The sequence below is a fragment of the Proteus columbae genome (assembly GCF_002777965.1).
GTDB lineage: Bacteria > Pseudomonadota > Gammaproteobacteria > Enterobacterales > Enterobacteriaceae > Proteus > Proteus columbae.
Window position 1 is genome coordinate 215023 of the sequence record NZ_NGVR01000023.1, and the last position, 21303, is coordinate 236325.

The following is a 21303-nucleotide window of genomic DNA, read 5'->3' on the forward strand; positions in this document are numbered from 1 at the left end:
TTTATCGAAATAGAATCAAAAAGGTGCTTAGTGATAAGCACCTTTTTTGTTTCTTTTATTGAGAAAATATCAAACCTATTGTTCTGATACTTTCACATAATGAGGTTCTTTATTTGCATTATCAGAGATTAAATTATCATCAACAAAGTCTTCTCTGGATATTCTTCCACTAAAAACATCATTCATTCTCTCTTTGTCTAATGCATTTTCCCAGCGAGCGACAACAATACAGGCGCAAGCATTACCCACAAGATTGGTCAATGCGCGACATTCTGACATAAAGCGGTCAATACCTAAGATCAAAGCCATACCTGCAACGGGAACACTAGGAACAACCGATAATGTTGCTGCAAGAGTAATGAAACCGGCTCCTGTAACACCTGCTGCACCTTTTGAGCTGATCATGGCAACAAACAGTAATGTAATTTGTTCTGTTAGCGACAAATCAACGCCTGTTGCTTGAGCGATAAATAAAGCCGCCATGGTCATATAGATATTGGTGCCATCTAAATTAAAGGAATAACCAGTAGGAATAACTAAACCAACAACCGATTTTTTACAGCCTAGTTGCTCCATTTTACTCATTAATGTGGGTAATGCAGCTTCAGATGAAGAGGTGCCTAATACTAACCATAACTCGTCTTTAATGTATTTAATTAAAGAGAGAATGGAGAAGCCGTTATATTTAGCAACGGCACCCAATACCACGAGTACAAAAAGTAATGCAGTAAGATAAAAAGTAATCACCAGCAACATTAAATTGCCAATGGAAGAAATGCCGTACTTTCCAATGGTAAAAGCCATGGCACCAAAGGCACCAATAGGTGCTAACTTCATTAGCATACCAACCATCTTAAACACGGGGTCGCAAAGATGCTGTAAGAATTTTAATACAGGTTCACCCCGTGAGCCTATTGATGCTAATGCTAGACCAAAAATCACAGAAACAAATAATACTTGTAAGATATTGCCGTTAACTAATGGGCTAACGATAGTATCTGGGATGATATTCATTAGAAAACTAACAAGAGAAGAGCTGTGTGCTTGTGTGACATACATTTCTACTCGACTACTATCTAATGATTCAGGAGATATATTTAAGCCATCACCAGGGCGAATAATATTAGCGGTTATTAATCCAATAATCAGCGCAATAGTCGAAAAGGTTAAGAAGTAAATCATTGATTTACCCGCCACTTTTCCTACTGCTTTCATATTATTCATGCCTGCAATACCTGTGACTACAGTTAAGAAAATCACAGGTGCAATGATCATTTTAACGATTTTGATAAAACCATCACCTAGCGGTTTGAAGGATTCACCTACATCAGGGTAAAAATGACCAAGCAAAATACCCAGAATGATAGCGATAATGACTTGGACATATAACACACGATAAAAGGGGAGCTTACGGGATGAAGTCTGCATAAAAATTCCCTGTAACTGAAAGATATTGACTAAATAAAAAAGAAATTATGATGTAAATTATTATTTACATTTATTTTGTTGTGACAGGTAACTTAAAGGTATGAGTAAATCAGGTCAATAAAATAAAGTTGATTTTATCAAATATTGTGCTCTTCATCTAAAAAATTAGATTTAATTTCAATTTATCGCCATTTGTGGAATTTATTTTTCTTAAATCAATAAGTTAATGAAATTATATTTTGTTTTAATTTGTTGTGTTTGTTTAAAAATATGTGTGTTTTGCTTTGTTTTTTGGTAAATAAAATGGTTTGGATGTAAATAAATATGAAAAGGAAGATATTAGAAATAAAGATTTAGATAATAATTTGTTTTTATTGAATTTTTTAAAAAATCAAAGAGGATATAAGCGCTCTTTGATGGATTATAGAAAGTTATCTTTATTTTACAGGGATTTTAATTGAAGTTTACATGAAGATTTCTCTGTACCTATTGGTATATTTTATAGCGTTATGGCTAAAATAATGTGGAATTATTGGGATTTACTCTGACTTTTCAATTTTTAATGGTGTTAAATGCTGGGTGTGTTTTGGATTAGATTATCTAATATTGCTTTTGAATATGTAAATATATACATACAGAAGGAATAGTTATCATGATAACAATTACCCTTAGCTGAATGATGACTAGGGTAATTGTTAAAAATAAGTTAGCTGTTTTTGCTATTCGTTTTCTTCATCACGAATAAAAGAGATTAATTCAGGCTGTGCAATACGTTTGTAATCTTGTGTATTAAGAATAATAGAACGCTCTAATGTGCCTGCATTAAAAGCTAATTCATCAAAACGTTCAAAAAGTAGAGGGTCAGCTACAAGCTTCAATGCAGGATGAAAACTAAAAGGGGGGATTGCACCAAATACGCATTGAGTAAGATCATCCACTTCTTTAGGGCTTGCCAGCGATGCTCTTGTTCCACCAATTTGGTGAGCGAGTTTTGATAGGTCAGCTTGTTTATCGGCGGGTAATATAGCAAGAACATGTTGTTTAACGCCGTTACCTTTTATATGGCAAACAAGTCCTTTTGCTCCCTGTCCTAATTGTGTTCCTCTGATTTTTGCAACTTCTTCAGAACGACCTGCGGTAGGGTGTTCCATAACACGGTAAGTCGCGTGGTTTTTATCTAATAAAGCAGTAAGTTGCTCAAAAATAGTCAAAGACATCAATGACTCCTGAATTAATAAGTTATTTCTTTGTGGTCATTATACGACTTTAAAAAAAATATTCTGCTGTGATGTTTACGGCTGGTTTTGATTATTTTGATAAGCTTTTCAAATTATTTTGTTACAAATGATAATATGTTAATAGTATTATCCTATTGAATTGATAGGGTAATTAGACTTCTTTATTTAATTGCCTGTAATAACATGATAAACAAATTGATATTTATTCATTATTTTGATGATGATCAATTTAAGAACAAAAAGAATAGAACATATTAAAACATAGATTTAATTACTAAAAAGGAAGTCAATAATGGCAGTTTCAACATTCTATATCCCTTCTGTGAATAAAATTGGTGCTGGTTGCCTTGCTGATGCTGTAAGTTCAATGAAAGACTTCGGTTTTCATAAAGCGTTGATCGTCACTGATAGCATTTTAAATCAACTGGGTGTTGTTGATAAAGTAAGTAAATTACTGACACAAGCTGGTATTTCTAGCGTTACTTATGACGGTACTGCACCAAACCCTACTGTTGAAAATGTAGAAGCGGGTTTAGCTCTGCTGAAAGAAAATCAATGTGACTGTGTCATTTCTTTAGGCGGTGGTTCTCCACATGATTGCGCGAAGGGCATCGCATTAGTGGCTTCTAATGGTGGAAAAATTGCAGATTATGAAGGTGTTGACCGCTCTGCGAAACCTCAATTACCACTGATTTCAATTAATACCACAGCAGGTACAGCATCAGAAATGACACGTTTTTGTATCATCACAGATACTGCGCGTCATATCAAAATGGCTATCGTTGATAAAAACGTAACACCAATCTTATCTGTAAATGATTCAGAATTAATGATTGGTATGCCAAAAGGTTTAACCGCTGCGACAGGTATGGATGCATTGACACATGCTGTTGAAGCGTATGTTTCAATTGCTGCAAATCCAATCACTGATGCGTGTGCATTAAAAGCAGTTACTATGATCAGCGAGTCTTTACGTAAAGTTGTTGATAATGGTGGTGATACGGCAGCGCGCGAAAATATGGCTTATGCTCAATTCTTAGCAGGTATGGCATTTAATAACGCTTCTTTAGGTTATGTACACGCTATGGCTCACCAATTAGGTGGTTTCTATAACTTACCTCATGGCGTGTGTAATGCGGTTTTATTACCACATGTTCAAGCTTATAACATTCAAGCAGCAGCAGGTCGTTTAAAAGATATCGCACAAGCTATGGGTGTTGATGTTTCTGCAATGAGCGATGAGCAAGGTGCGCAAGCATGTATCGAAGAAATTCGTAAAATGGCTAAAGATGTTGGTATTCCAGCAGGCCTGAAAGAATTAGGCGTGAAAGAAGAAGATTTCAAAACATTAGCTGAAAATGCGCTGAAAGACGCTTGTGCAATCACTAACCCAGTTCAGGGTTCTGAAAGTGATGTTATCGAATTATTCCGCCAAGCAATGTAATGCTTAGAAAATAAAAAGGTAATTACGTTATTACTTCTATTTTTTCTTAAAAATGAAGCCGATACTTTAGTTTGTATCGGCTTTTTTCGTATTTATTAATGTGATTTCAATTATTCTGCTTTTTTATGACGTTCTTGCAGGCAACCTATTACATCAGAAAGTGATAATGATTGATCTTGCAATAGCACCATTAAGTGATAGAGCAAGTCTGAGGCTTCATTTTTTAGCTCTTCTCTGTCATTAACAGTGGCAGCCAATGCTGTTTCTACTCCTTCTTCTCCCACTTTCTGTGCTATACGTTTTGTACCACTGGCATAAAGGCGGGCAGTATAAGAGCTATCTGGCGAAGCATTTTTACGTTCGCGTAATATATTTTCAAGCTCATAGAGAAATCCCCATTGGCTTTGAGCTGGGGCAAAACAACTTTCAGTACCGTTATGGCAAGTTGGGCCAATAGGATTGGCTAAAATAAGTAAAGTATCGTTATCACAGTCAGGATAAATATTGACTAACTTAAGAAAGTTGCCTGAGGTTTCACCTTTTGTCCATAAACGCTGTTTAGTGCGAGAATAGAAGGTAACATTTCCACTTTCTAGAGTGACATTTAATGCTTCTTTATCCATGTAACCAAGCATTAATACATCACCCGAAATAGCATTTTGGATAACCACAGGCATGAGATTATCGACTTTTTCCCAATCTAGTTGTGCTAATGTTTCACTATTCATTATATTCTTACCTTAACGTCATTCTTTGCAAGATACTGTTTTAATTCGTTGATATTAATTATTTGTTTATGAAAAACAGAGGCTGCAAGAGCGCCATCAACATTGGCTAATTTAAATGCATCAAGAAAGTGTGACATTTCGCCAGCTCCTCCTGATGCGATAATAGGAACATCTGCAACTTGGCGTACTAGAGCGAGTTGTTTTAGGTCATAGCCTTGTCTTACGCCATCTTGGTTCATCATATTTAACACAATCTCACCTGCGCCGAGTCGCTGAACTTCACGAACCCAATCAAGTGTTTTCCAGTGTGTTTGTTGAGTACGTTTTTCATCACCCGTAAATTGATAAACTAGATATTCACCTGTTTTTTCGTCAAACCAAGTATCAATGCCGACGACAACACATTGCACACCATAGCGTTCTGCTAAGCGTGAAATCAATGTGGGATCAGAAAGAGCTGGGGAGTTAATTGAAATTTTATCTGCACCAAAAGAGAGAATTTTCCCAGCATCTTCAATAGAGCGAATGCCACCAGCAACACAAAAGGGAATATCAATCACTTCAGCAACACGCGATACCCAGCTTTTATCAACAACACGTCCATCAGATGATGCGGTAATATCATAAAAGACGAGTTCATCAGCCCCTTCTTTAGCATAGCGCTCAGCAAGAGGAACGATATCACCAATGATTTCATGATTACGAAATTGAACACCTTTAACCACTTGCCCATCACGAACATCAAGACAAGGAATTATGCGTTTTGCCAACATGATATCGCCTCTTTTAATGTAAATTTGCCTTCTAATAATGCTCGACCCACAATAATGCCAGCTACGCCAGATGCAGGAAGTGCAGCGATATCGTGTAAATCACCAATACCGCCCGAAGCTTGGAATAAAATATCAGGGAAACGCTGGCTAATTTCTTTATACAGTTCGACGTTAGAACCCGCTAATGTGCCATCACGAGAAATGTCGGTACACAACACATGCTTTAAACCCACACTTTGATAAATCTTGATGATATCTTCAAGTGTATAGGGGGAGTTCTCTTGCCAACCACTGACAGCTACCCACTTTTTGCCTTGTTTATCAATGCGAACATCAAGGGCTAATATAATGGCATCTGCACCATAGCGCTCAAACCACGTTTTTACCATTTCAGGCTGACTGACTGCGGTAGAGCCAATAACAACCCGACTTGCCCCTGCATCGAGTAGTGATTTAACATCATCTTCAGTGCGAATGCCACCACCCACTTGTACGGGCACATTGACACATGCAACCAGCTCTTTTAATAGTGGGATTTGTCGAGCAGAAGGATCTTTTGCACCTGTTAAATCCACCAAGTGAAGTAATTTTGCGCCATCTTTTTCATATTGTTGGTAGCGTGTCAGTGGATTATCATCATAATCACGCTGTTTTGCATAATCACCCTGATGAAGACGAACCACTTTCCCATCAATTAAATCTAGTGCTGGAATAATCATAACGGGTTACATCTCCAAAAAGTTCTTGATAAGTTGAGCACCAGCTTTGCCTGAACGCTCTGGGTGAAATTGCACTCCATAAAAATTATCTTTTTGAATTGCGCTACTAAAACGTGAGCCGTATTCAGTTTCAGCAATCGTCGATTCATTGAGTGCTAGCGCATAGCTATGAACAAAATAGAACCAAGCATCGTCACCAAGTGAACGAAAAAGAGGGTGTCCAGATTTTGCTAATACTTGGTTCCAACCCATATGAGGTAATGGTAATCCTGCTGTATCAAGCTTATCTATGGTGCCATCAACTAATCCTAATAAAGGGATATTTTTACCTTCCTCGCTTAGTGAGGCCAATATTTGCATACCTAAGCAAATACCTAAAACCGGTTGTGTTAAGGCTTTAATTAAAGGAATTAGTTCGCGTGCTTTGAGTTGTTCCATTGCCGCTCTAGCTGTTCCTACTCCGGGTAAAAAGAGTTTATCCGCAGATAACACAACGTTTTTTTCATAGGACACTATTGGATCATAACCGAGTCGCTTAACGGCGTAAGCGACAGAGGCTAAATTGGCGCAGCCCGTATCAAGAATAACCACTTTCATTACAGAACACCTTTTGAGCTTGGTAAAGTATTGCCTTCAACACGAATGGCTTGACGTAATGTACGACCAAAGACTTTAAATAAGCTTTCAGCTTTGTGGTGATCGTTTTTGCCTTTCGATTTCAGGTGCAATGTGCAACCCATGGTGTAAGAGAGTGAACGGAAAAAGTGTTCAATCATCTCTGTACTTAAATCACCGACACGTTGATATTTAAATTCAGCTTTGTACTCAAGGTGTGGGCGACCAGAAATATCTAATGCACAGCTTGCGAGGCACTCATCCATTGGTAATGTAAAGCCAAAGCGGGCAATACCTCGTTTATCACCTAATGCTTCACGTAATGCTTCACCTAAAGCAAGACCGGTATCTTCCACAGTGTGGTGATCATCAATAACTAGATCACCTTTTACATTGATATTCATACGAAAGCCGCCGTGTGTGGCAATTTGATCAAGCATGTGATCAAAGAAACCGACACCAGTGCTGATTTGACTATTACCTTCACGATCAAGCCAAACATCGATCGCGATTTGTGTTTCTTTCGTTTTTCGCTCAACGTAAGCATAGCGATCTTTTTTAGTTAGTTGCTCTGTAATAACAGCCCAATTGAGCTTATCGGTATTATAAAGTATGCCTTTGATACCCATATTGTCAGCCAACTGAATATCAGTTTGTCTATCACCAATGACATAGCTGTTATTTTTATCCAGTGCACCATCAACTAAATACTGCGTGACAAGCCCTGTTTCTGGTTTGCGACAAGGGCAGTTGTCTTCAGGTTTATGAGGACAAATTAAAACATCATCAAATGAGATCCCTTGTGATGAGAAAACTTGCATCATTAAATTATGAGGAGGATCGAAATCGGCTTGAGGAAAGCTTTCTGTGCCTAATCCATCCTGATTTGTGATCATAATGAGTTTATAACCCGCTTTTTGCAGAGCAGTAAGTGCGGGGATCACGCCATTTTCAAAGGCAAGTTTATCAAGTCTATCAACTTGGTAGTCAGTTGGTGGCTCAGTGATTAAAGTACCATCACGGTCGATAAAAAGAATTTTTTGGCTCATGGTTGAGATCCCTCAGTTGCGATTTTTTGTTGTTATCGTTTTTAATGTTTTATACGTTTGCAGTTTGAATATTTTTTATGGCATTAATCACGCTATCACATTCTTCTGCTGTACCGATAGAAATACGCAAACAGCCATTAAGCCCATATTGACGCTGTTGATCGCGTAAAATAATTCCTTGTTCCCATAAAGTACGGAAAACCAGATTAGCATCAGTGAATTTCACTAAAATATAGTTGGTTTCACTGTTATAAACCTGTTCAACATTAGGCAATTTTTTTAACGTATCAGATAAAATGGCTCTGTTACGTGAAATTTCTGCCACTCGTTTTTTCATTATCTTAATACTTTCTTCTGTTAATGCTTGTGCAGCAATATCTGCAACAGGTGTTGAAAGTGGGTATGGTGCGATCACCTTTAGTAATAATTCAATGACAGGTGGGTTGGCAAGTGTAAAGCCACAACGAAGCCCAGCTAAAGCAAAAGCTTTCGATAAGGTTCGCAAAATAACTAAATTCGGATAATCTTCAAGCCATGAAACAATTGACGCTTGCGGGCAAAATTCAATATAAGCTTCATCTACCGCAACTATAGCTTTGCCTTTAGCTAGTTCTAATACATCACGAATAAGCGAAGGATCAACAATATTTCCTGTTGGGTTATTTGGGCTGCATAGGTAGATAAGTTTTACATTATCAAGCTGTGATGCGATGGCTTTGACATCAGGGCTCCAATCAGCAAGTGCGGGGACAACACGCTGTTCTATACCGAAGGTTTCAGCACTAACGCTATACATACCGTATGTTGGTGGACAATAAAGTATGGCGTCTTTACCCGGCTCACAAAAAGCGCGAATAAGTAGTTCAATCGCTTCATCTGCACCACGGCTGACTAAGACTTGATTCGCATTCACACCTGCGTATGCAGCGTAACGATTAATCACATTAACAGGCTGACATTCAGGGTAACGGTTTAAGTTTTTTTCATTAAAAGTAAAGTCAGGCGCGATAGGGTATTCATTTGCATTTAACCAAACAGAACCATTTCCCCCTAAGCGTCGAGCAGATTGATAAGGTATTAATTCACGTACATTTTTTCTTGTAAGTGTATTGATATCAAATTCAGTTTTCATCACTTTTTTTCCCCTGAGCTAAAGCGTTAACGCGAAGTGTGACAGCATTTTTGTGTGCGGTGAGTTGTTCTGCTTGCGCTAATATTTCAATAGTCTGTGCTAAATCAGATAAACCTTGTGCTGTGAGTTTCTGTACTGTCATTCGTTTCATAAAATCAGCTAAGCCTAAGCTTGAGTAGGTCGCTGTATAACCATAAGTTGGTAGAACGTGATTCGTACCAGAAGCATAATCTCCCGCAGATTCAGGCGACCAAGCACCAAGAAAAACAGATCCAGCGCTGGTAATACTATCAACACGAGTATCAGCATCATTGGTTTGAATAATTAAGTGTTCTGGGCCATAGCTGTTACTAATTTCAATACACTGATCGAGATCACGAGTAATAATGACGCGGCTTTCTGCAAGTGCTTGTTTAGCGATTTCAGCGCGGCTTAATAGCGCTAGTTGTGTTTCAGTTTCAGCAATAACGGCTTTAGCGAGTGTTTCATCAGGTGTTAATAACACAACTTGTGAATCAGGGCCGTGTTCAGCTTGCGAAAGTAAGTCAGCAGCAATAAATGCAGGATTTGCATCCGCATCAGCAATTACTAATACTTCAGAAGGGCCTGCTGGCATATCGATTGCAGCACCTTGTAGCGATTGACTGACTTGGCGTTTTGCTTCAGTTACATAGGCATTACCAGGACCAAAAATTTTATCAACTTTAGGAATAGAATCCGTACCAAATGCCATGGCTGCAATTGCCTGCGCACCACCGACTTGGAAGATTTCATCAATACCAATTTGTTGAGCAATATATAAAATTTCATCAGCAATAGGGGGCGGTGAGCAAAGGATAATTTTGCGGCAACCTGCAATACGGGCTGGAATACCTAACATCATTACTGTTGATAGTAATGGTGCCGAACCTCCGGGAATATAGAGCCCTACCGCATCAATGGGTCTACTTACTTGTTGACAAAATACACCCGGCTGAGTTTCCACGTTGATAGCGTTAGGAATTTGAGCCTCATGAAAGCGACGAATATTATTCATCGCCTGTGCTATCGCCTGTTTTATTTTGCTATCAAGTCTTGATGAAGCTTCATCGATTTGCGATTTTGACACCAAAACACTTTCCGGCGCTGTTTTATCGAATTTTTGGCTAAGTGCTTTAAGCGCTTTGTCTCCATCATTACGTACCTGTGAAATGATGCTAGCAACTTGTTCTGTAATTGAACCTGATGCAGAAATAGCAGGGCGAGTTAATAGCACTTGTTGCTGTTCTTTAGTGCATTTATTCCAGTAAGTTAATGTATTAAAACCCGTTTTCATCATTTCACCTTATTCCATCATTTTTTCAATTGGTAAAACAAGAATTGAACTTGCACCTAATGCTTTAAGCTTTTCCATTGTTTCCCAGAATAGGGTTTCGCTACTCACCATGTGCATTGCAACGCGATTTTGGTCACCCGCCAGAGGTAAAATAGTCGGTCTTTCAGCTCCCGGAAGTAATGCAATTACATCTTCAAGGCAATCACTTGGTGCGTGTAACATAATGTATTTTGATTCTCTAGCTTGAATAACGCCTTGAATACGCGTTAGTAAACGGTCTATAAGAGCTTGCTTATCAGTTTCCATGTCACCATCGCGTTGGATCAAACATGCTTTTGAGCGATAAATCACTTCAACTTCTTTTAAACCGTTGGCTTCTAATGTTGCACCAGTAGAAACTAAGTCGCAGATAGAGTCCGCAAGGCCTGCACGAGGGGCGACTTCAACAGAGCCATTTAATAAACACGATTTAAATTTGATGCCTTTTTGGTCTAAATAGCGTTTGAGTAGATTTGGATAGGAGGTTGCGATACGAGTATTATTTAAGCATTCCACACCTTGATAATCGAAATCAACAGGGGTTGCTAGAGATAAACGACAGCCACCGAAATCAAGACGACGCAGTGTCAGATAGCTTGGATTTTCACCTTGTGAACGACGTTTTAATAACTCTTCTTCTAAAACGTTTTCACCGATGATCCCTAAATCAACAACGCCATCCATTACCAATCCTGGAATATCGTCATCTCTAACACGCAAAATATCGATTGGCATGTTTTCAGCGTAAGCAATCAAGCGCTGTTGATTTAAGTTAATTTTGATGCCACAGCGCGCTAAAAGGGCACGAGAATCATCGCTTAAACGTCCTGATTTTTGCATTGCGATTCTTAATCTTGCTTTATCTAACATAATATTACCCTATCATTGTCCATGTTTTTGTTATGAAAATTAGCTATAAAAAAACCCCGGAAGTTGCCTTCCGGGGTTTTAGTTGTTATCTGCATTCAGACCACCGGAAGCGTTTCTTAAACGTCTTCCAGCACTCATCGCCTGAAAGACTAGTCAGGGTGATGGTGATGATGGTGGTTTAGTTGAATGCTATACATAATTATTTTCCTAGCTAATAACACTATTTGTTATTTAATAATGCCCGTTACTGTTAATCTGTATTTAGTAACCTGCATTTAGAATTTGTCTGCCTTTCAACCTACATGATTTACAAAGCATAAAGCAACCTATTTTTTAATAATAATTTAATTATTTTGTAACCTTTTGTTTTTAATGTGATTTTAATATTTCTCTTATTTACTTAATGGAATAAGTAGGCGAGTATATAGGGATATGCTAAACGTTCAGGAAATATAAGTAGTATTTATAAGTAATGGCGAAACTAAAATTTTATAGCATACTTTGACTAAGCCATTTAAGTAGGGGAGCAAAATGAAACGAATAACCATCGTAGGATTAGGTTGGTTAGGTTTACCACTTGCCGCTGCGTTGCGTGATGCAGGCTATCAAGTTAAAGGGACAAAAACCACCGAAGATGGCGTAGAAGCAGCAAGAATGAGTGGTGTTGACTGCTGTTTAGTGAATTTAACACCCGCAATTGAATGTGATAGAGATGATTTTGATTACTTAATGGAAACTGACGTCCTCATTATCACGTTACCACCAAGTGCTGCTGGTGGAGGTTATGATTATGTTGAAGCCATTCAGACACTGGTGGATAGCGCAATGTCTCGCCATGTTACGAGAGTCATTTACATTAGCTCTACTTCTGTATATGGCAATCAAACAGGTAATATCACGGAAGAAATGGATATTCGACCAGAAACACAATCAGCAAAAATGTTAGCAGAAGTTGAAAACTGGTTACATCGTTTACCATTGACTACGGTTGATATTCTTCGATTAGCAGGATTAGTCGGGCCAGGTCGTCATGCAGGACGTTTTTTATCAGGTAAAAAACAGGTAAAAGGTGCTCATCAATGTGTTAACTTAGTTCATTTAGACGATGTGATTTTTGCTGTTGAACAACTTCTTGCGCAAAATGAAGGTGGGCATTTATATAATTTATGTGCCCCTATTCACCCTAAAAAGAAAGAATTTTACTCAAGAGTGTCGAATCAACTCGATCTTATTCCGCCAGAATTTGTTGAAGAAGAGAAGCCTTTAATACGAGAAATTGATGGTCAGGAGATTTGTCGAGATCTTGGATTTCATTACCATTATCCAGATCCCGACAAAATGCCAATGAATTAACTTAATTGACAGGCAGTAACACGATATCACGGAAAATAGGTCTTTCACTTAATTGTGCAAACCAACGCTCAATGTGAGGGAAGTGAGGTCTATCTTTGCAAACTTCAAGCCACGGGTAGACCAATGGTGCTATTGCCATATCGGCAAGAGAGAATACATCTCCTGCGAAATAAGTTGTTTTTGCAAGTTGTTCGTCAGCGATTTTGATTAATTTATTAAGCTTCTCTTTCAACGCGTTAACAATCTCAGGATTTTGCTGCTCTTTAGGCGTGCGAACAATCATGATCATCATTTGTTGAATGGGCGCAAATAGACTGCCATTTGACCAATCCATCCATTTTTCTACATTTGCTCGTTGTTTAGGATCAAGGGGATAGAAGGTGTTATTTTCATATTTTGTACATAAATAACGAATAATGGTATTAGACTCCCATAAAGCAAAATCATCATCTTGTAAGGTTGGAATAGAAGCGTTGGGATTCATCGCTAAATAATTTGCTTCATTGAGCCCACCAAAAGGGCCACCAACGTCGATTTGCTCATAAGGAACATTTAATTCCTTTAAGCACCAAAGAACTTTTTTAACGTTAGATGAGTTTTTTCTACCCCAGACTTTTAACATAAAGGTCTCCTAAACCGCGATAAGTAATAAAATTTCCCGCTATAGGGCGCTAAATATGAATATAAGATAAATCTCTATATATCAATGTTGGCGTCTTATTCCAGAAAGCCATATAGTAGGAAAGCTTTAACAAATTGATATAAAAGGGTGATCGGTAATGAAAAAAAATATTCCATCTGTTCTGGGTAAGGTTACCGCGGGAATGGGTTTACTGCTAATTATTTCTAGTCCTTCATTTGCAGTAAATAATCCGGTGCCTCCTCAAATAGAGGCAAAATCTTATGTATTAATGGATTACAACAGCGGAAAAATTCTGGCATCAGAAAAACTTGATGAGCGTTTAGATCCCGCCAGTCTTACAAAAATCATGAGTAGCTACGTTGTTGGACAAGCTATCAAAGAAGGTCGTATGTCACCTGACGATACGGTTATTGTTGGGCGTAATGCATGGGCAACGGGAAATCCGGTATTGAAAGGATCATCATTGATGTTCTTGAAACCGGGTGATCAGGTCAAAGTGATTGATTTAAATCGCGGTATGGTTATTCAATCTGGTAATGATGCCAGTATTGCATTAGCAGAACATGTTGCGGGTAGTCAGGAAACCTTTGTTGATTTAATGAATTCTTATGCTAAGAATCTCGGTTTAAAAAATACACATTTTAAAACCGTTCATGGGTTAGATTCTGATGGGCAATATACAACCGCACAAGATATGGCATTACTGACAGCAGCCATGATCCGCGATGTTCCTTCTGAGTATGAAATTCATAAAGAAAAAGAATTTACATTCAACAATATTCGTCAGCCAAACCGCAACCGCTTATTGTGGAATAAAAATATGAATGTCGATGGTGTGAAAACGGGTCACACTAATGGAGCAGGGTATAATCTTGTTTCTTCGGCAACTGAAGGCGATATGCGTTTGATTGCTGTTGTTTTAGGAACACCATCAGATAAAGTGCGTTTTGCTGAAAGTGAAAAATTATTAGGTTGGGGTTTCCGCTTTTTTGAAACAGTAACACCTGTAAAAGCAGATACACCACTGACAACTCAAAAAGTATGGTACGGCGATAAAGGCGAAGTGGCATTAGGCGTTGCTAATGATGCTTCAATTACCATTCCTAAAGGTGAATTGAAAAATCTGAAAGCCTCTTTTACTTTAACCAATCCTGTATTAGAAGCGCCGTTAACTCAAAATCAGGTTGTAGGTACAGTTAACTTTTTATTAAATGATGAAGTGATTGAACAACGCCCATTAGTTGTAAAAGAAGCAGTTGAAGAAGGCGGTTTCTTTAGTCGTATTTGGGATTTTGTTGTTAAAACAGTATCCGGTTGGTTTAATGCTATTTTTGGTTAATTCGCCAATAATGGAGCTATCAAAGCGTTACTGAGTTTTTCACCCAAGAAAAAAGACGAGCTGTTATTTTTATTAAAAAATCCGTAATGGTTTAACGATTACGGATTTTTTTATGCTCAATAAAATAGAGGGATATGCCTATCTTAGAACTTAAATAAGCCCATCTATTTTACCTTGATTATCAACATTAACAGCGATAGCGGCAGGCGTTCTCGGTAATCCGGGCATCGTTGTGATAGAGCCTGTTAAGGCGACAACAAAGCCAGCGCCAGCAGAAACATACACTTCACGAACATTTATTGTAAAGTCAGTTGGGCGACCTAATAACGTAGGATCATCTGAGAGTGAATATTGAGTTTTCGCCATGCAAACAGGGAAGTGAGCAAAACCCATGATTTCTATCTTTTCCAACATTTTGTGAGCATGTTGGCTATAAGTCACACTATTTGCACCATAAATTTCTTTGGCAACGATATCGATTTTTTGACTAAGTGAAGCATCATCAGGATAAATTAATTGAAATTGGCTCTGTTCATTTTCAAGCGTATCAATCACTTGCTTAGCCAATTCAATACCACCTTCGCCTCCTTTTTCCCACACTTTGGTAATTGCGAAGCGACAATCTCTATCTTGACAAAATTGTTCGATAAACTGGTGCTCTGCAATACTATCAGTGATATAAGCATTAAGAGAGACAATCACGGGTAAGCCATATTTTTTAAGGTTTTCAATGTGTTTTTCAAGATTTACAATGCCTTTTTCAAGGGCAACTAAATCTTCATTATTCCACTCGTCTTTACCTAAGCCACCGTTATATTTTAGTGCTTTAGTGGTTACAACAATAACGGCACAATCAGGACGTAATCCACTGATCCGGCATTTTATATCAAAGAATTTTTCAGCACCTAAATCAGCACCAAAACCAGCTTCTGTCACAGTAATATCAGCAAGTTGAAGAGCAAGTTTTGTCGCCCTTACGCTATTACATCCATGAGCAATATTAGCAAAAGGGCCTCCATGAATAATGGCAGGGGTATTTTCGAGTGTTTGTACTAGATTAGGATTAATGGCATCTTTTAATAAACTAGCCATTGCACCGACAGCTTGTAGATCGTTTGCTGTAACAGGATCACCATTATAAGAATAAGCAACAATGATACGAGAAAGTCGCTGTTTTAAATCATCAATATCCACAGCTAAACAAAGGATAGACATAATTTCAGAGGCAACAGTAATAACAAAATTATCTTCTCTTGTGATACCGTCTTTTTCGCCACCTAATCCCACAACAATATTACGTAAAGCACGGTCGTTCATATCCATACAACGTTTAAACACGATTTTTTTAGGATCGATATTTAAAGGATTACCTTGATAAATCGAATTATCAAGCATGGCTGCAAGTAAGTTATTGGCAGAGGTAATAGCATGAAAATCGCCAGTAAAATGAAGGTTGAGATCTTCCATCGGAACCACTTGTGAATAACCACCACCAGTTGCGCCACCTTTAATACCAAAGCAAGGGCCTAAAGAGGGTTCACGCAATGCAATAATGGCATTTTTTCCAATATGATTAAGCGCTTGCCCTAATCCAACAGTAACCGTTGTTTTACCTTCACCTGCAGGTGTTGGGTTAATGGCTGTAACTAAAACTAATTTTCCGGGCTTTTTTGTCGCAATTTTTGACCAAATGCTGTGACTAAATTTGGCTTTGTACTTGCCATAAAACTCGATATCGTCTTGATCAATATTTAAATTTTTAGCAATGTCCTGAATAGGTAAGAGGTGTGCTTCTTGGGAGATTTGAATATCTGATTTCATTTTAGTTCTCTTTTTATCCCGCTGATGATGTCTCTAGTGATCTTTACTTATCAACTTTAGACAATAATCTAAATATGGCCAATAGATTGATTAATTTGTAGTTATTTACTTTAGATAACGCGTTCATCGTCACGCCATTTAAATAATTTTTGTGGCTAGTGCCTATTTTTTCTTTAAATTACCTTTTATTGAGTGATGTTTTGTTTTTTTCAAAAAACATATTTTAACTAAGGATGACAATTTAATCTCATACAAAAAAGAGGATATTAAAAAGGAAGAGTATTGAGATTGATGTTAATAAACAAAAAAGGCGCTGATATCAGCGCCTTATCTATTATAAATATCTGTATTTAAAACTCTCAGATTTAGTCACAAGAAATTTTAATGGCTAATCCACCTTGAGAGGTTTCACGATACTTAGCATTAATATCTTTACCTGTTTCGTACATTGTTTCGATGACTTTATCTAAACAAATACGGGGATCGCTGACACGACGTAAAGCCATACGAGATGAGTTTACTGCTTGTACGGCTGCGATAGCATTACGTTCAATACAAGGAACTTGTACTTGTCCTGCCACTGGGTCACAGGTAAGTCCTAGGTTATGCTCCATCGCAATTTCCGCTGCAATACAAACTTGTTCTGGGCTACCGCCTAAAAGTTCAGTTAATGCACCTGCTGCCATTGAACAAGCAACACCAACTTCACCTTGGCAACCGACTTCAGCACCCGAGATAGATGCATTCATTTTGTAAAGTGAACCAATAACACCGGCAACTAAGAAAAAGCGAGTGTAAGAGTTTTCATTTACAGGACGAATAAATTTATCATAGTAAGATAATACTGCAGGGATAATGCCACAGGCACCGTTTGTTGGTGCTGTGACAACACGTCCACCAGCCGCATTTTCTTCATTCACGGCAAGGGCAAACATATTAATCCAGTCAACAACGGTCATTGGATCTGTTGTTGTTTTATCTTCTGTAACTAGCATACGGCGTAATGCCGATGCACGGCGAGGTACGCGTAATGGCCCCGGTAATAAGCCTTCAGTATTTACACCGCGCTCAATGCCTGATTTCATCACTTCCCAAACAGCCGCGAAATGAGCCGAAATTTCTTCTTTGCTACGTAATGCTAATTCGTTTTGCATCACTAATGCTGATAAAGAAAGACCTGTTTCTTTGCAATGGCGACGTAAATCAGCCGCATATTGGTAAGGATAAGGTACTTGAACTGCATTTTCTTCAGGTTGGCCAAAATGCTCTTCATCAACAATAAAACCGCCACCAATAGAATAATAGGTTTTTTTCAATAAAACCTGCTCACCGTTATAAGCGGTAATGGTCATGCCATTTTCATGAAGGGGTAGATTGGTTTTATGAAAATTCATCCCGCCTTCAACCGGAAAATCGACTTCTTTTATGCCATTTGCCAGCATTAAGCGACCCGTTGTTTCTACTTGTTTAATAAACGGGGCGATAGAATCAATATCAACAGTATCAGGTAAATTTCCTGCGAGTCCCATAATAATAGCAATATCAGTTGCGTGACCTTTACCTGTTAAAGATAAAGAGCCATAAACATCAACGATAACGCGGGAAACAGAAGAGAGGAGATTTTTTTCAGCAAGTAAATCAACGAATTCTTTACCTGCTTTCATTGGGCCTACAGTGTGTGAGCTTGAAGGGCCGATACCGATTTTAAAAATATCAAAGACGCTAACCATAATATTCGCCTCCCTAATTAATTTAAAGGCGCAACTGTGTGTTTATTAGAGTGTTAAGTGTCAGTTTTGAAACCTAAAGCTGTAATGGCTACTTCCTATTAAGAAAGTAGCCATTAGATATTTTATTAGCTCATGAATGAGTTAATTAAGCTATAGAAAACTGCTGAGATTGCGATAAGACCCATGATTACAACAAATACGTTGCTGATATGGCCTTCATATTTCTTCATTGCTGGTACTTTACGGATTGCATACATTGGCATCAGGAACAGTAACATTGCGATAACTGGGCCACCTAATGTTTCAATCATACCTAAAATGCTTGGGTTTAATGTTGCAACAATCCAAGTTGTAACCAGCATAAACAGTGCAGTGATTTTGTTTAAACGATCTTTTTCGATTGTTTTACCTTTTTCACGCAGTGATTTGATGATTAAACCGTTGAAACCTTCACGAGCACCTAAGTAGTGACCTAAGAACGATTTAGTGATAGCAACGAAAGCAATAAATGGAGCAATATAAGCAATAACAGGTGCTTCAAAATGGTTAGCAAGGTAAGACAGGATACTGATGTTCTGTGCTTTTGCTTCCGCTAAGTTTTCTGGTGTTAAGCTAAATACACAGCTAAACACGAAGAACATTACAGTGATAACCATCATGATATGCGCATAAGCTAAAATGCGTGAACATTTTTTCTCAGCGTTTTCGCCGTATTCTTCACGTTTTGCAACAGCAAACGCCGAGATGATTGGAGAGTGGTTAAAAGAGAACACCATTACAGGGATAGCTAACCATAGGGTAACTAATAGGCCTTGACCCATACCTGATGTTGTTGCGTGATCAAAAGAGAGAGTATCAAGAATCGCACCATTCCACTCTGGGATCAGATACAGTGCTAAGACCATCAGAACAGCAACAAATGGGAATACTAAAACGCTCATTGCTTTAACGATAGCTTGTTCACCAAAGCGAATAATCGACATGATACCAACAATCAGTACCAGTGATAAAATAGCGCGAGGTGGTGCAGCCATGTGCATTTGGTTCACAATAAAGCTTTCTACTGTATTGGTGATAGCAACACTATAAACCAATAAAATAGGATAAATTGCGAAGAAATAGAGCAGGGTAATTAATTTACCTGCTGTTTTACCAAAGTGTTCTTCAACAACTTCAGTGATATCTTCACCTGGGTTTTTACCTGATAACACAAAGCGGCACATACCACGGTGTGCAAAGAAGGTCATTGGGAATGCAAGTACTAACATGATCAACAGAGGAATTAAACCACCAATCCCTGCGTTGATAGGTAAAAATAGAACGCCAGCACCGATAGCCGTACCGTATAAACCTAACATCCATACTGTATCTGACTTACGCCATGTTTTGTAATCACCTTGGGTGTTACCCGACGCGATGGAACCAACTTTGGTTGTATCCATAATACTCTCCGAAATAACGCGGTAAAAAAAATAATGAATAAAAATAAGAGCGCGATTGTATTTCTTTTTAGAAATAATCACGGCATAAATTTAATTATGAATAAATGAGTGCATTGAGTACCTGGTGTTATCTCAATATCTTCAATTACCACATATAAAATCTTTAAATTTCAAAAGAATTAAACTCTTTCAAAATTTGAAAAAATATTCAATAAGTTTATATCCAGACTTAAGAGGTGCAGAATATAGTGTTTTTCAGGATAAACTACCGTGATCACCATCTCAAATGCTAAATATAACTGAAAAACCTGAAAATGTAACATTTTTTATATTTTGTTTTTTTCGAGGCTGTTTTTAAAACATTTTGAAATAACTTTCCAATTTTAAGGTAAGTATAAAATAAAGCTAAATACTTAAATGTTCATATGTTAATGATTGTTTTTAGGTATTTTTATTAGATCGAAAATAAATGATTAAAATCAATTGGGTTATTTTTGTTTACAATTAAAACATTATGTTAACCATGTATCTAATTGAAATATAATGATAAATTATTTTCTTTAATTAATGTTTAAAAGTAGACAAAAGAATATAGAAACGATGCAATATGATTATTTATTAATGAATTTCTTTTATTTTATGAAATGAATATAGCTATATTTCATTTATAAGTAGAATATTGTTTATAAATACGACAATAAATTTGTTAATAAATGAGTTTGGTAGGCTGTTATATAACGAATATAAAAGTTTCAGTTTGATTAAAATAACAACATATTTATTTTTGGACAAAAAATATAATAGTAGAGAATATTTTTATTTATATATTAATATATCGAAGGGTGGTGTTACTTAAGTTAAATATATAAAAAGACCACAATAAATGTGGTCTTTTTCGGTATAAGAAAGGTTATGCCTTTGTCCAGCCTTTGCGAATAGGATAAGCAAAACAGAGCTGATAGAGCTGTTGTACCCATTTTTGGAGTATATCACCACCTTTAGACCAGAAGATCTGGCAAAGGCCACAAGAAAGTAGAGCAACGATAAAAGCACCAATCATATCGATTGGCCAATGTACACCAAGATAGATACGCGCCCAAGCAATCGCAAGTCCTAAACTGAGCATAATATAGCCAATACGTTTGCTGTGATGCCAAAAGAGATACGCTAAAGCAATGGTGAATACAAACGTACCATGGTTACTTGGGAATGACGGTGTTGCATCGTGATCAAGAAAGTTGTAGCCAATGTTGGCGGCAAAAGGGCGTTCATGAGGCGCAATAGCACCAATCACCCAAGAGATAGAAAGTGCAATACCTAAAGAGATAGCCGCTTTACATACCAATGTTCTTTGCTGGCTAAGATGTTTTTCATTACCCCATAACCAATAGAACACTAAAGATAACGGAAAAAGATAGACAAGGTACTTAGCAATAATTATCGCCGTACCGATTTCTAAAGGAGATGCCGCAGGTGTTGCATTCATCATTGAAAATACGGCTAAATTGAATTGTTCCAGCAAAGTAGGCTCCATACATGTCGTACTGATAAGCGATGTTTATGATACATAATACGCAAGTTTTTAAGGGTAAATGAGGGAGTAATAGGGGTAAAGTGTTTTTTTC

18 protein-coding genes and 1 other annotated feature are annotated in these 21303 nt (G+C 37.6%); of the genes, 3 read left to right on the forward strand and 15 right to left on the reverse strand.

What is annotated here, in order from left to right; translation table 11 throughout:
* Window positions 1-75: 75 nt before the first annotated feature.
* Window positions 76-1428, reverse strand: a complete 1353-nt coding sequence (locus tag CBE70_RS12010; RefSeq protein ID WP_100159527.1) for a dicarboxylate/amino acid:cation symporter — start codon at window positions 1426-1428, stop codon at window positions 76-78.
* A gap of 719 nt (window positions 1429-2147) precedes the next feature.
* On the reverse strand, window positions 2148-2645 hold the full coding sequence (locus CBE70_RS12015; RefSeq protein WP_100159528.1) for a YbaK/prolyl-tRNA synthetase associated domain-containing protein: 498 nt from the start codon (window positions 2643-2645) through the stop codon (window positions 2148-2150).
* 313 nt (window positions 2646-2958) lie between these two features.
* On the opposite strand from CBE70_RS12015, the gene yiaY reads away from it, so the two are divergent.
* Window positions 2959-4110: an L-threonine dehydrogenase gene (yiaY, locus tag CBE70_RS12020; protein ID WP_100159529.1), complete on the forward strand. Its 1152-nt coding sequence runs from the start codon at window positions 2959-2961 to the stop codon at window positions 4108-4110.
* Window positions 4111-4220: 110 nt separating this feature from the next.
* On the opposite strand, the gene hisIE is transcribed toward yiaY, so the two are convergent.
* The 8 genes from hisIE to hisG are packed head-to-tail and all read right to left on the reverse strand — an operon-like array spanning window position 4221 to window position 11350.
* Window positions 4221-4838, reverse strand: coding sequence for a bifunctional phosphoribosyl-AMP cyclohydrolase/phosphoribosyl-ATP diphosphatase HisIE (gene hisIE / locus CBE70_RS12025; protein WP_198585718.1), 618 nt, complete (start codon window positions 4836-4838; stop codon window positions 4221-4223).
* Window positions 4838-5611, reverse strand: coding sequence for an imidazole glycerol phosphate synthase subunit HisF (hisF, locus tag CBE70_RS12030; RefSeq protein WP_100159531.1), 774 nt, complete (start codon window positions 5609-5611; stop codon window positions 4838-4840). Before hisF ends, hisIE begins: the two co-directional genes overlap by 1 nt.
* Entirely contained in the window at window positions 5593-6330 is a 738-nt protein-coding gene (gene hisA / locus CBE70_RS12035) for a 1-(5-phosphoribosyl)-5-[(5-phosphoribosylamino)methylideneamino]imidazole-4-carboxamide isomerase (RefSeq protein ID WP_100159532.1), read from the reverse strand. Before hisA ends, hisF begins: the two co-directional genes overlap by 19 nt.
* A 6-nt stretch (window positions 6331-6336) precedes the next feature.
* Complete coding sequence (hisH, locus tag CBE70_RS12040; protein ID WP_100159533.1) at window positions 6337-6927, reverse strand: imidazole glycerol phosphate synthase subunit HisH; 591 nt, start codon at window positions 6925-6927, stop codon at window positions 6337-6339.
* On the reverse strand, window positions 6927-7994 hold the full coding sequence (gene hisB / locus CBE70_RS12045) for a bifunctional histidinol-phosphatase/imidazoleglycerol-phosphate dehydratase HisB (RefSeq protein WP_100159534.1): 1068 nt from the start codon (window positions 7992-7994) through the stop codon (window positions 6927-6929). The genes hisH and hisB overlap by 1 nt, the downstream gene beginning before the upstream one ends.
* Before the next feature lie 49 nt (window positions 7995-8043).
* Complete coding sequence (hisC, locus tag CBE70_RS12050; RefSeq protein WP_100159535.1) at window positions 8044-9126, reverse strand: histidinol-phosphate transaminase; 1083 nt, start codon at window positions 9124-9126, stop codon at window positions 8044-8046.
* A complete protein-coding gene (hisD, locus tag CBE70_RS12055; protein WP_100159536.1) occupies window positions 9116-10444 on the reverse strand; it encodes a histidinol dehydrogenase in 1329 nt (442 codons plus the stop codon). Before hisD ends, hisC begins: the two co-directional genes overlap by 11 nt.
* Window positions 10445-10450: 6 nt before the next feature.
* A complete protein-coding gene (gene hisG / locus CBE70_RS12060; protein ID WP_100159537.1) occupies window positions 10451-11350 on the reverse strand; it encodes an ATP phosphoribosyltransferase in 900 nt (299 codons plus the stop codon).
* A gap of 44 nt (window positions 11351-11394) precedes the next feature.
* Window positions 11395-11524, reverse strand: a sequence feature (His leader region).
* A 357-nt stretch (window positions 11525-11881) separates the two neighbouring features.
* Between hisG and CBE70_RS12065 the strand changes: the two genes are divergently transcribed.
* Window positions 11882-12703, forward strand: coding sequence for an SDR family oxidoreductase (locus CBE70_RS12065; protein ID WP_100159538.1), 822 nt, complete (start codon window positions 11882-11884; stop codon window positions 12701-12703).
* 1 nt (window position 12704) lies between these two features.
* Here the strand turns inward: CBE70_RS12065 and CBE70_RS12070 are convergent, their stop codons facing one another.
* On the reverse strand, window positions 12705-13325 hold the full coding sequence (locus CBE70_RS12070) for a glutathione S-transferase family protein (protein WP_100159539.1): 621 nt from the start codon (window positions 13323-13325) through the stop codon (window positions 12705-12707).
* 157 nt (window positions 13326-13482) lie between these two features.
* Between CBE70_RS12070 and CBE70_RS12075 the strand changes: the two genes are divergently transcribed.
* On the forward strand, window positions 13483-14685 hold the full coding sequence (locus CBE70_RS12075; protein ID WP_023581278.1) for a serine hydrolase: 1203 nt from the start codon (window positions 13483-13485) through the stop codon (window positions 14683-14685).
* A 150-nt stretch (window positions 14686-14835) separates the two neighbouring features.
* Here CBE70_RS12075 and CBE70_RS12080 read toward each other — a convergent pair whose 3' ends face one another.
* The 4 genes from CBE70_RS12080 to ybjG all read right to left on the reverse strand — a co-directional run bounded on the left by CBE70_RS12080 (window position 14836) and on the right by ybjG (window position 21200).
* Window positions 14836-16506 carry a formate--tetrahydrofolate ligase gene (locus CBE70_RS12080; RefSeq protein WP_100159540.1) on the reverse strand — a complete coding sequence of 557 codons (1671 nt, stop codon included), beginning with the start codon at window positions 16504-16506 and terminating at the stop codon, window positions 14836-14838.
* 365 nt (window positions 16507-16871) lie between these two features.
* Entirely contained in the window at window positions 16872-18236 is a 1365-nt protein-coding gene (locus tag CBE70_RS12085) for an L-serine ammonia-lyase (protein ID WP_088493325.1), read from the reverse strand.
* A gap of 125 nt (window positions 18237-18361) precedes the next feature.
* Window positions 18362-19678 carry an HAAAP family serine/threonine permease gene (locus CBE70_RS12090; protein WP_100159541.1) on the reverse strand — a complete coding sequence of 439 codons (1317 nt, stop codon included), beginning with the start codon at window positions 19676-19678 and terminating at the stop codon, window positions 18362-18364.
* A gap of 910 nt (window positions 19679-20588) precedes the next feature.
* Complete coding sequence (gene ybjG / locus CBE70_RS12095; RefSeq protein ID WP_100159542.1) at window positions 20589-21200, reverse strand: undecaprenyl-diphosphate phosphatase; 612 nt, start codon at window positions 21198-21200, stop codon at window positions 20589-20591.
* Window positions 21201-21303 lie beyond the last annotated feature (103 nt).

Bases quoted from the DNA above. Each gene is read 5' to 3' on its own strand.
- hisC (WP_100159535.1), bottom strand. From the start codon at position 9,126: ATGAAAACTGAATTTGATATCAATACACTTACAAGAAAAAATGTACGT.
- CBE70_RS12090 (WP_100159541.1), bottom strand. From the start codon at position 19,678: ATGGATACAACCAAAGTTGGTTCCATCGCGTCGGGTAACACCCAAGGT.
- hisA (WP_100159532.1), bottom strand. From the start codon at position 6,330: ATGATTATTCCAGCACTAGATTTAATTGATGGGAAAGTGGTTCGTCTT.
- hisF (WP_100159531.1), bottom strand. From the start codon at position 5,611: ATGTTGGCAAAACGCATAATTCCTTGTCTTGATGTTCGTGATGGGCAA.
- hisIE (WP_198585718.1), bottom strand. From the start codon at position 4,838: ATGAATAGTGAAACATTAGCACAACTAGATTGGGAAAAAGTCGATAAT.
- hisD (WP_100159536.1), bottom strand. From the start codon at position 10,444: ATGATGAAAACGGGTTTTAATACATTAACTTACTGGAATAAATGCACT.
- CBE70_RS12070 (WP_100159539.1), bottom strand. From the start codon at position 13,325: ATGTTAAAAGTCTGGGGTAGAAAAAACTCATCTAACGTTAAAAAAGTT.
- hisG (WP_100159537.1), bottom strand. From the start codon at position 11,350: ATGTTAGATAAAGCAAGATTAAGAATCGCAATGCAAAAATCAGGACGT.
- yiaY (WP_100159529.1), top strand. From the start codon at position 2,959: ATGGCAGTTTCAACATTCTATATCCCTTCTGTGAATAAAATTGGTGCT.
- hisH (WP_100159533.1), bottom strand. From the start codon at position 6,927: ATGAAAGTGGTTATTCTTGATACGGGCTGCGCCAATTTAGCCTCTGTC.
- CBE70_RS12010 (WP_100159527.1), bottom strand. From the start codon at position 1,428: ATGCAGACTTCATCCCGTAAGCTCCCCTTTTATCGTGTGTTATATGTC.
- CBE70_RS12075 (WP_023581278.1), top strand. From the start codon at position 13,483: ATGAAAAAAAATATTCCATCTGTTCTGGGTAAGGTTACCGCGGGAATG.
- CBE70_RS12085 (WP_088493325.1), bottom strand. From the start codon at position 18,236: ATGGTTAGCGTCTTTGATATTTTTAAAATCGGTATCGGCCCTTCAAGC.
- CBE70_RS12080 (WP_100159540.1), bottom strand. From the start codon at position 16,506: ATGAAATCAGATATTCAAATCTCCCAAGAAGCACACCTCTTACCTATT.
- CBE70_RS12015 (WP_100159528.1), bottom strand. From the start codon at position 2,645: ATGTCTTTGACTATTTTTGAGCAACTTACTGCTTTATTAGATAAAAAC.
- CBE70_RS12065 (WP_100159538.1), top strand. From the start codon at position 11,882: ATGAAACGAATAACCATCGTAGGATTAGGTTGGTTAGGTTTACCACTT.
- hisB (WP_100159534.1), bottom strand. From the start codon at position 7,994: ATGAGCCAAAAAATTCTTTTTATCGACCGTGATGGTACTTTAATCACT.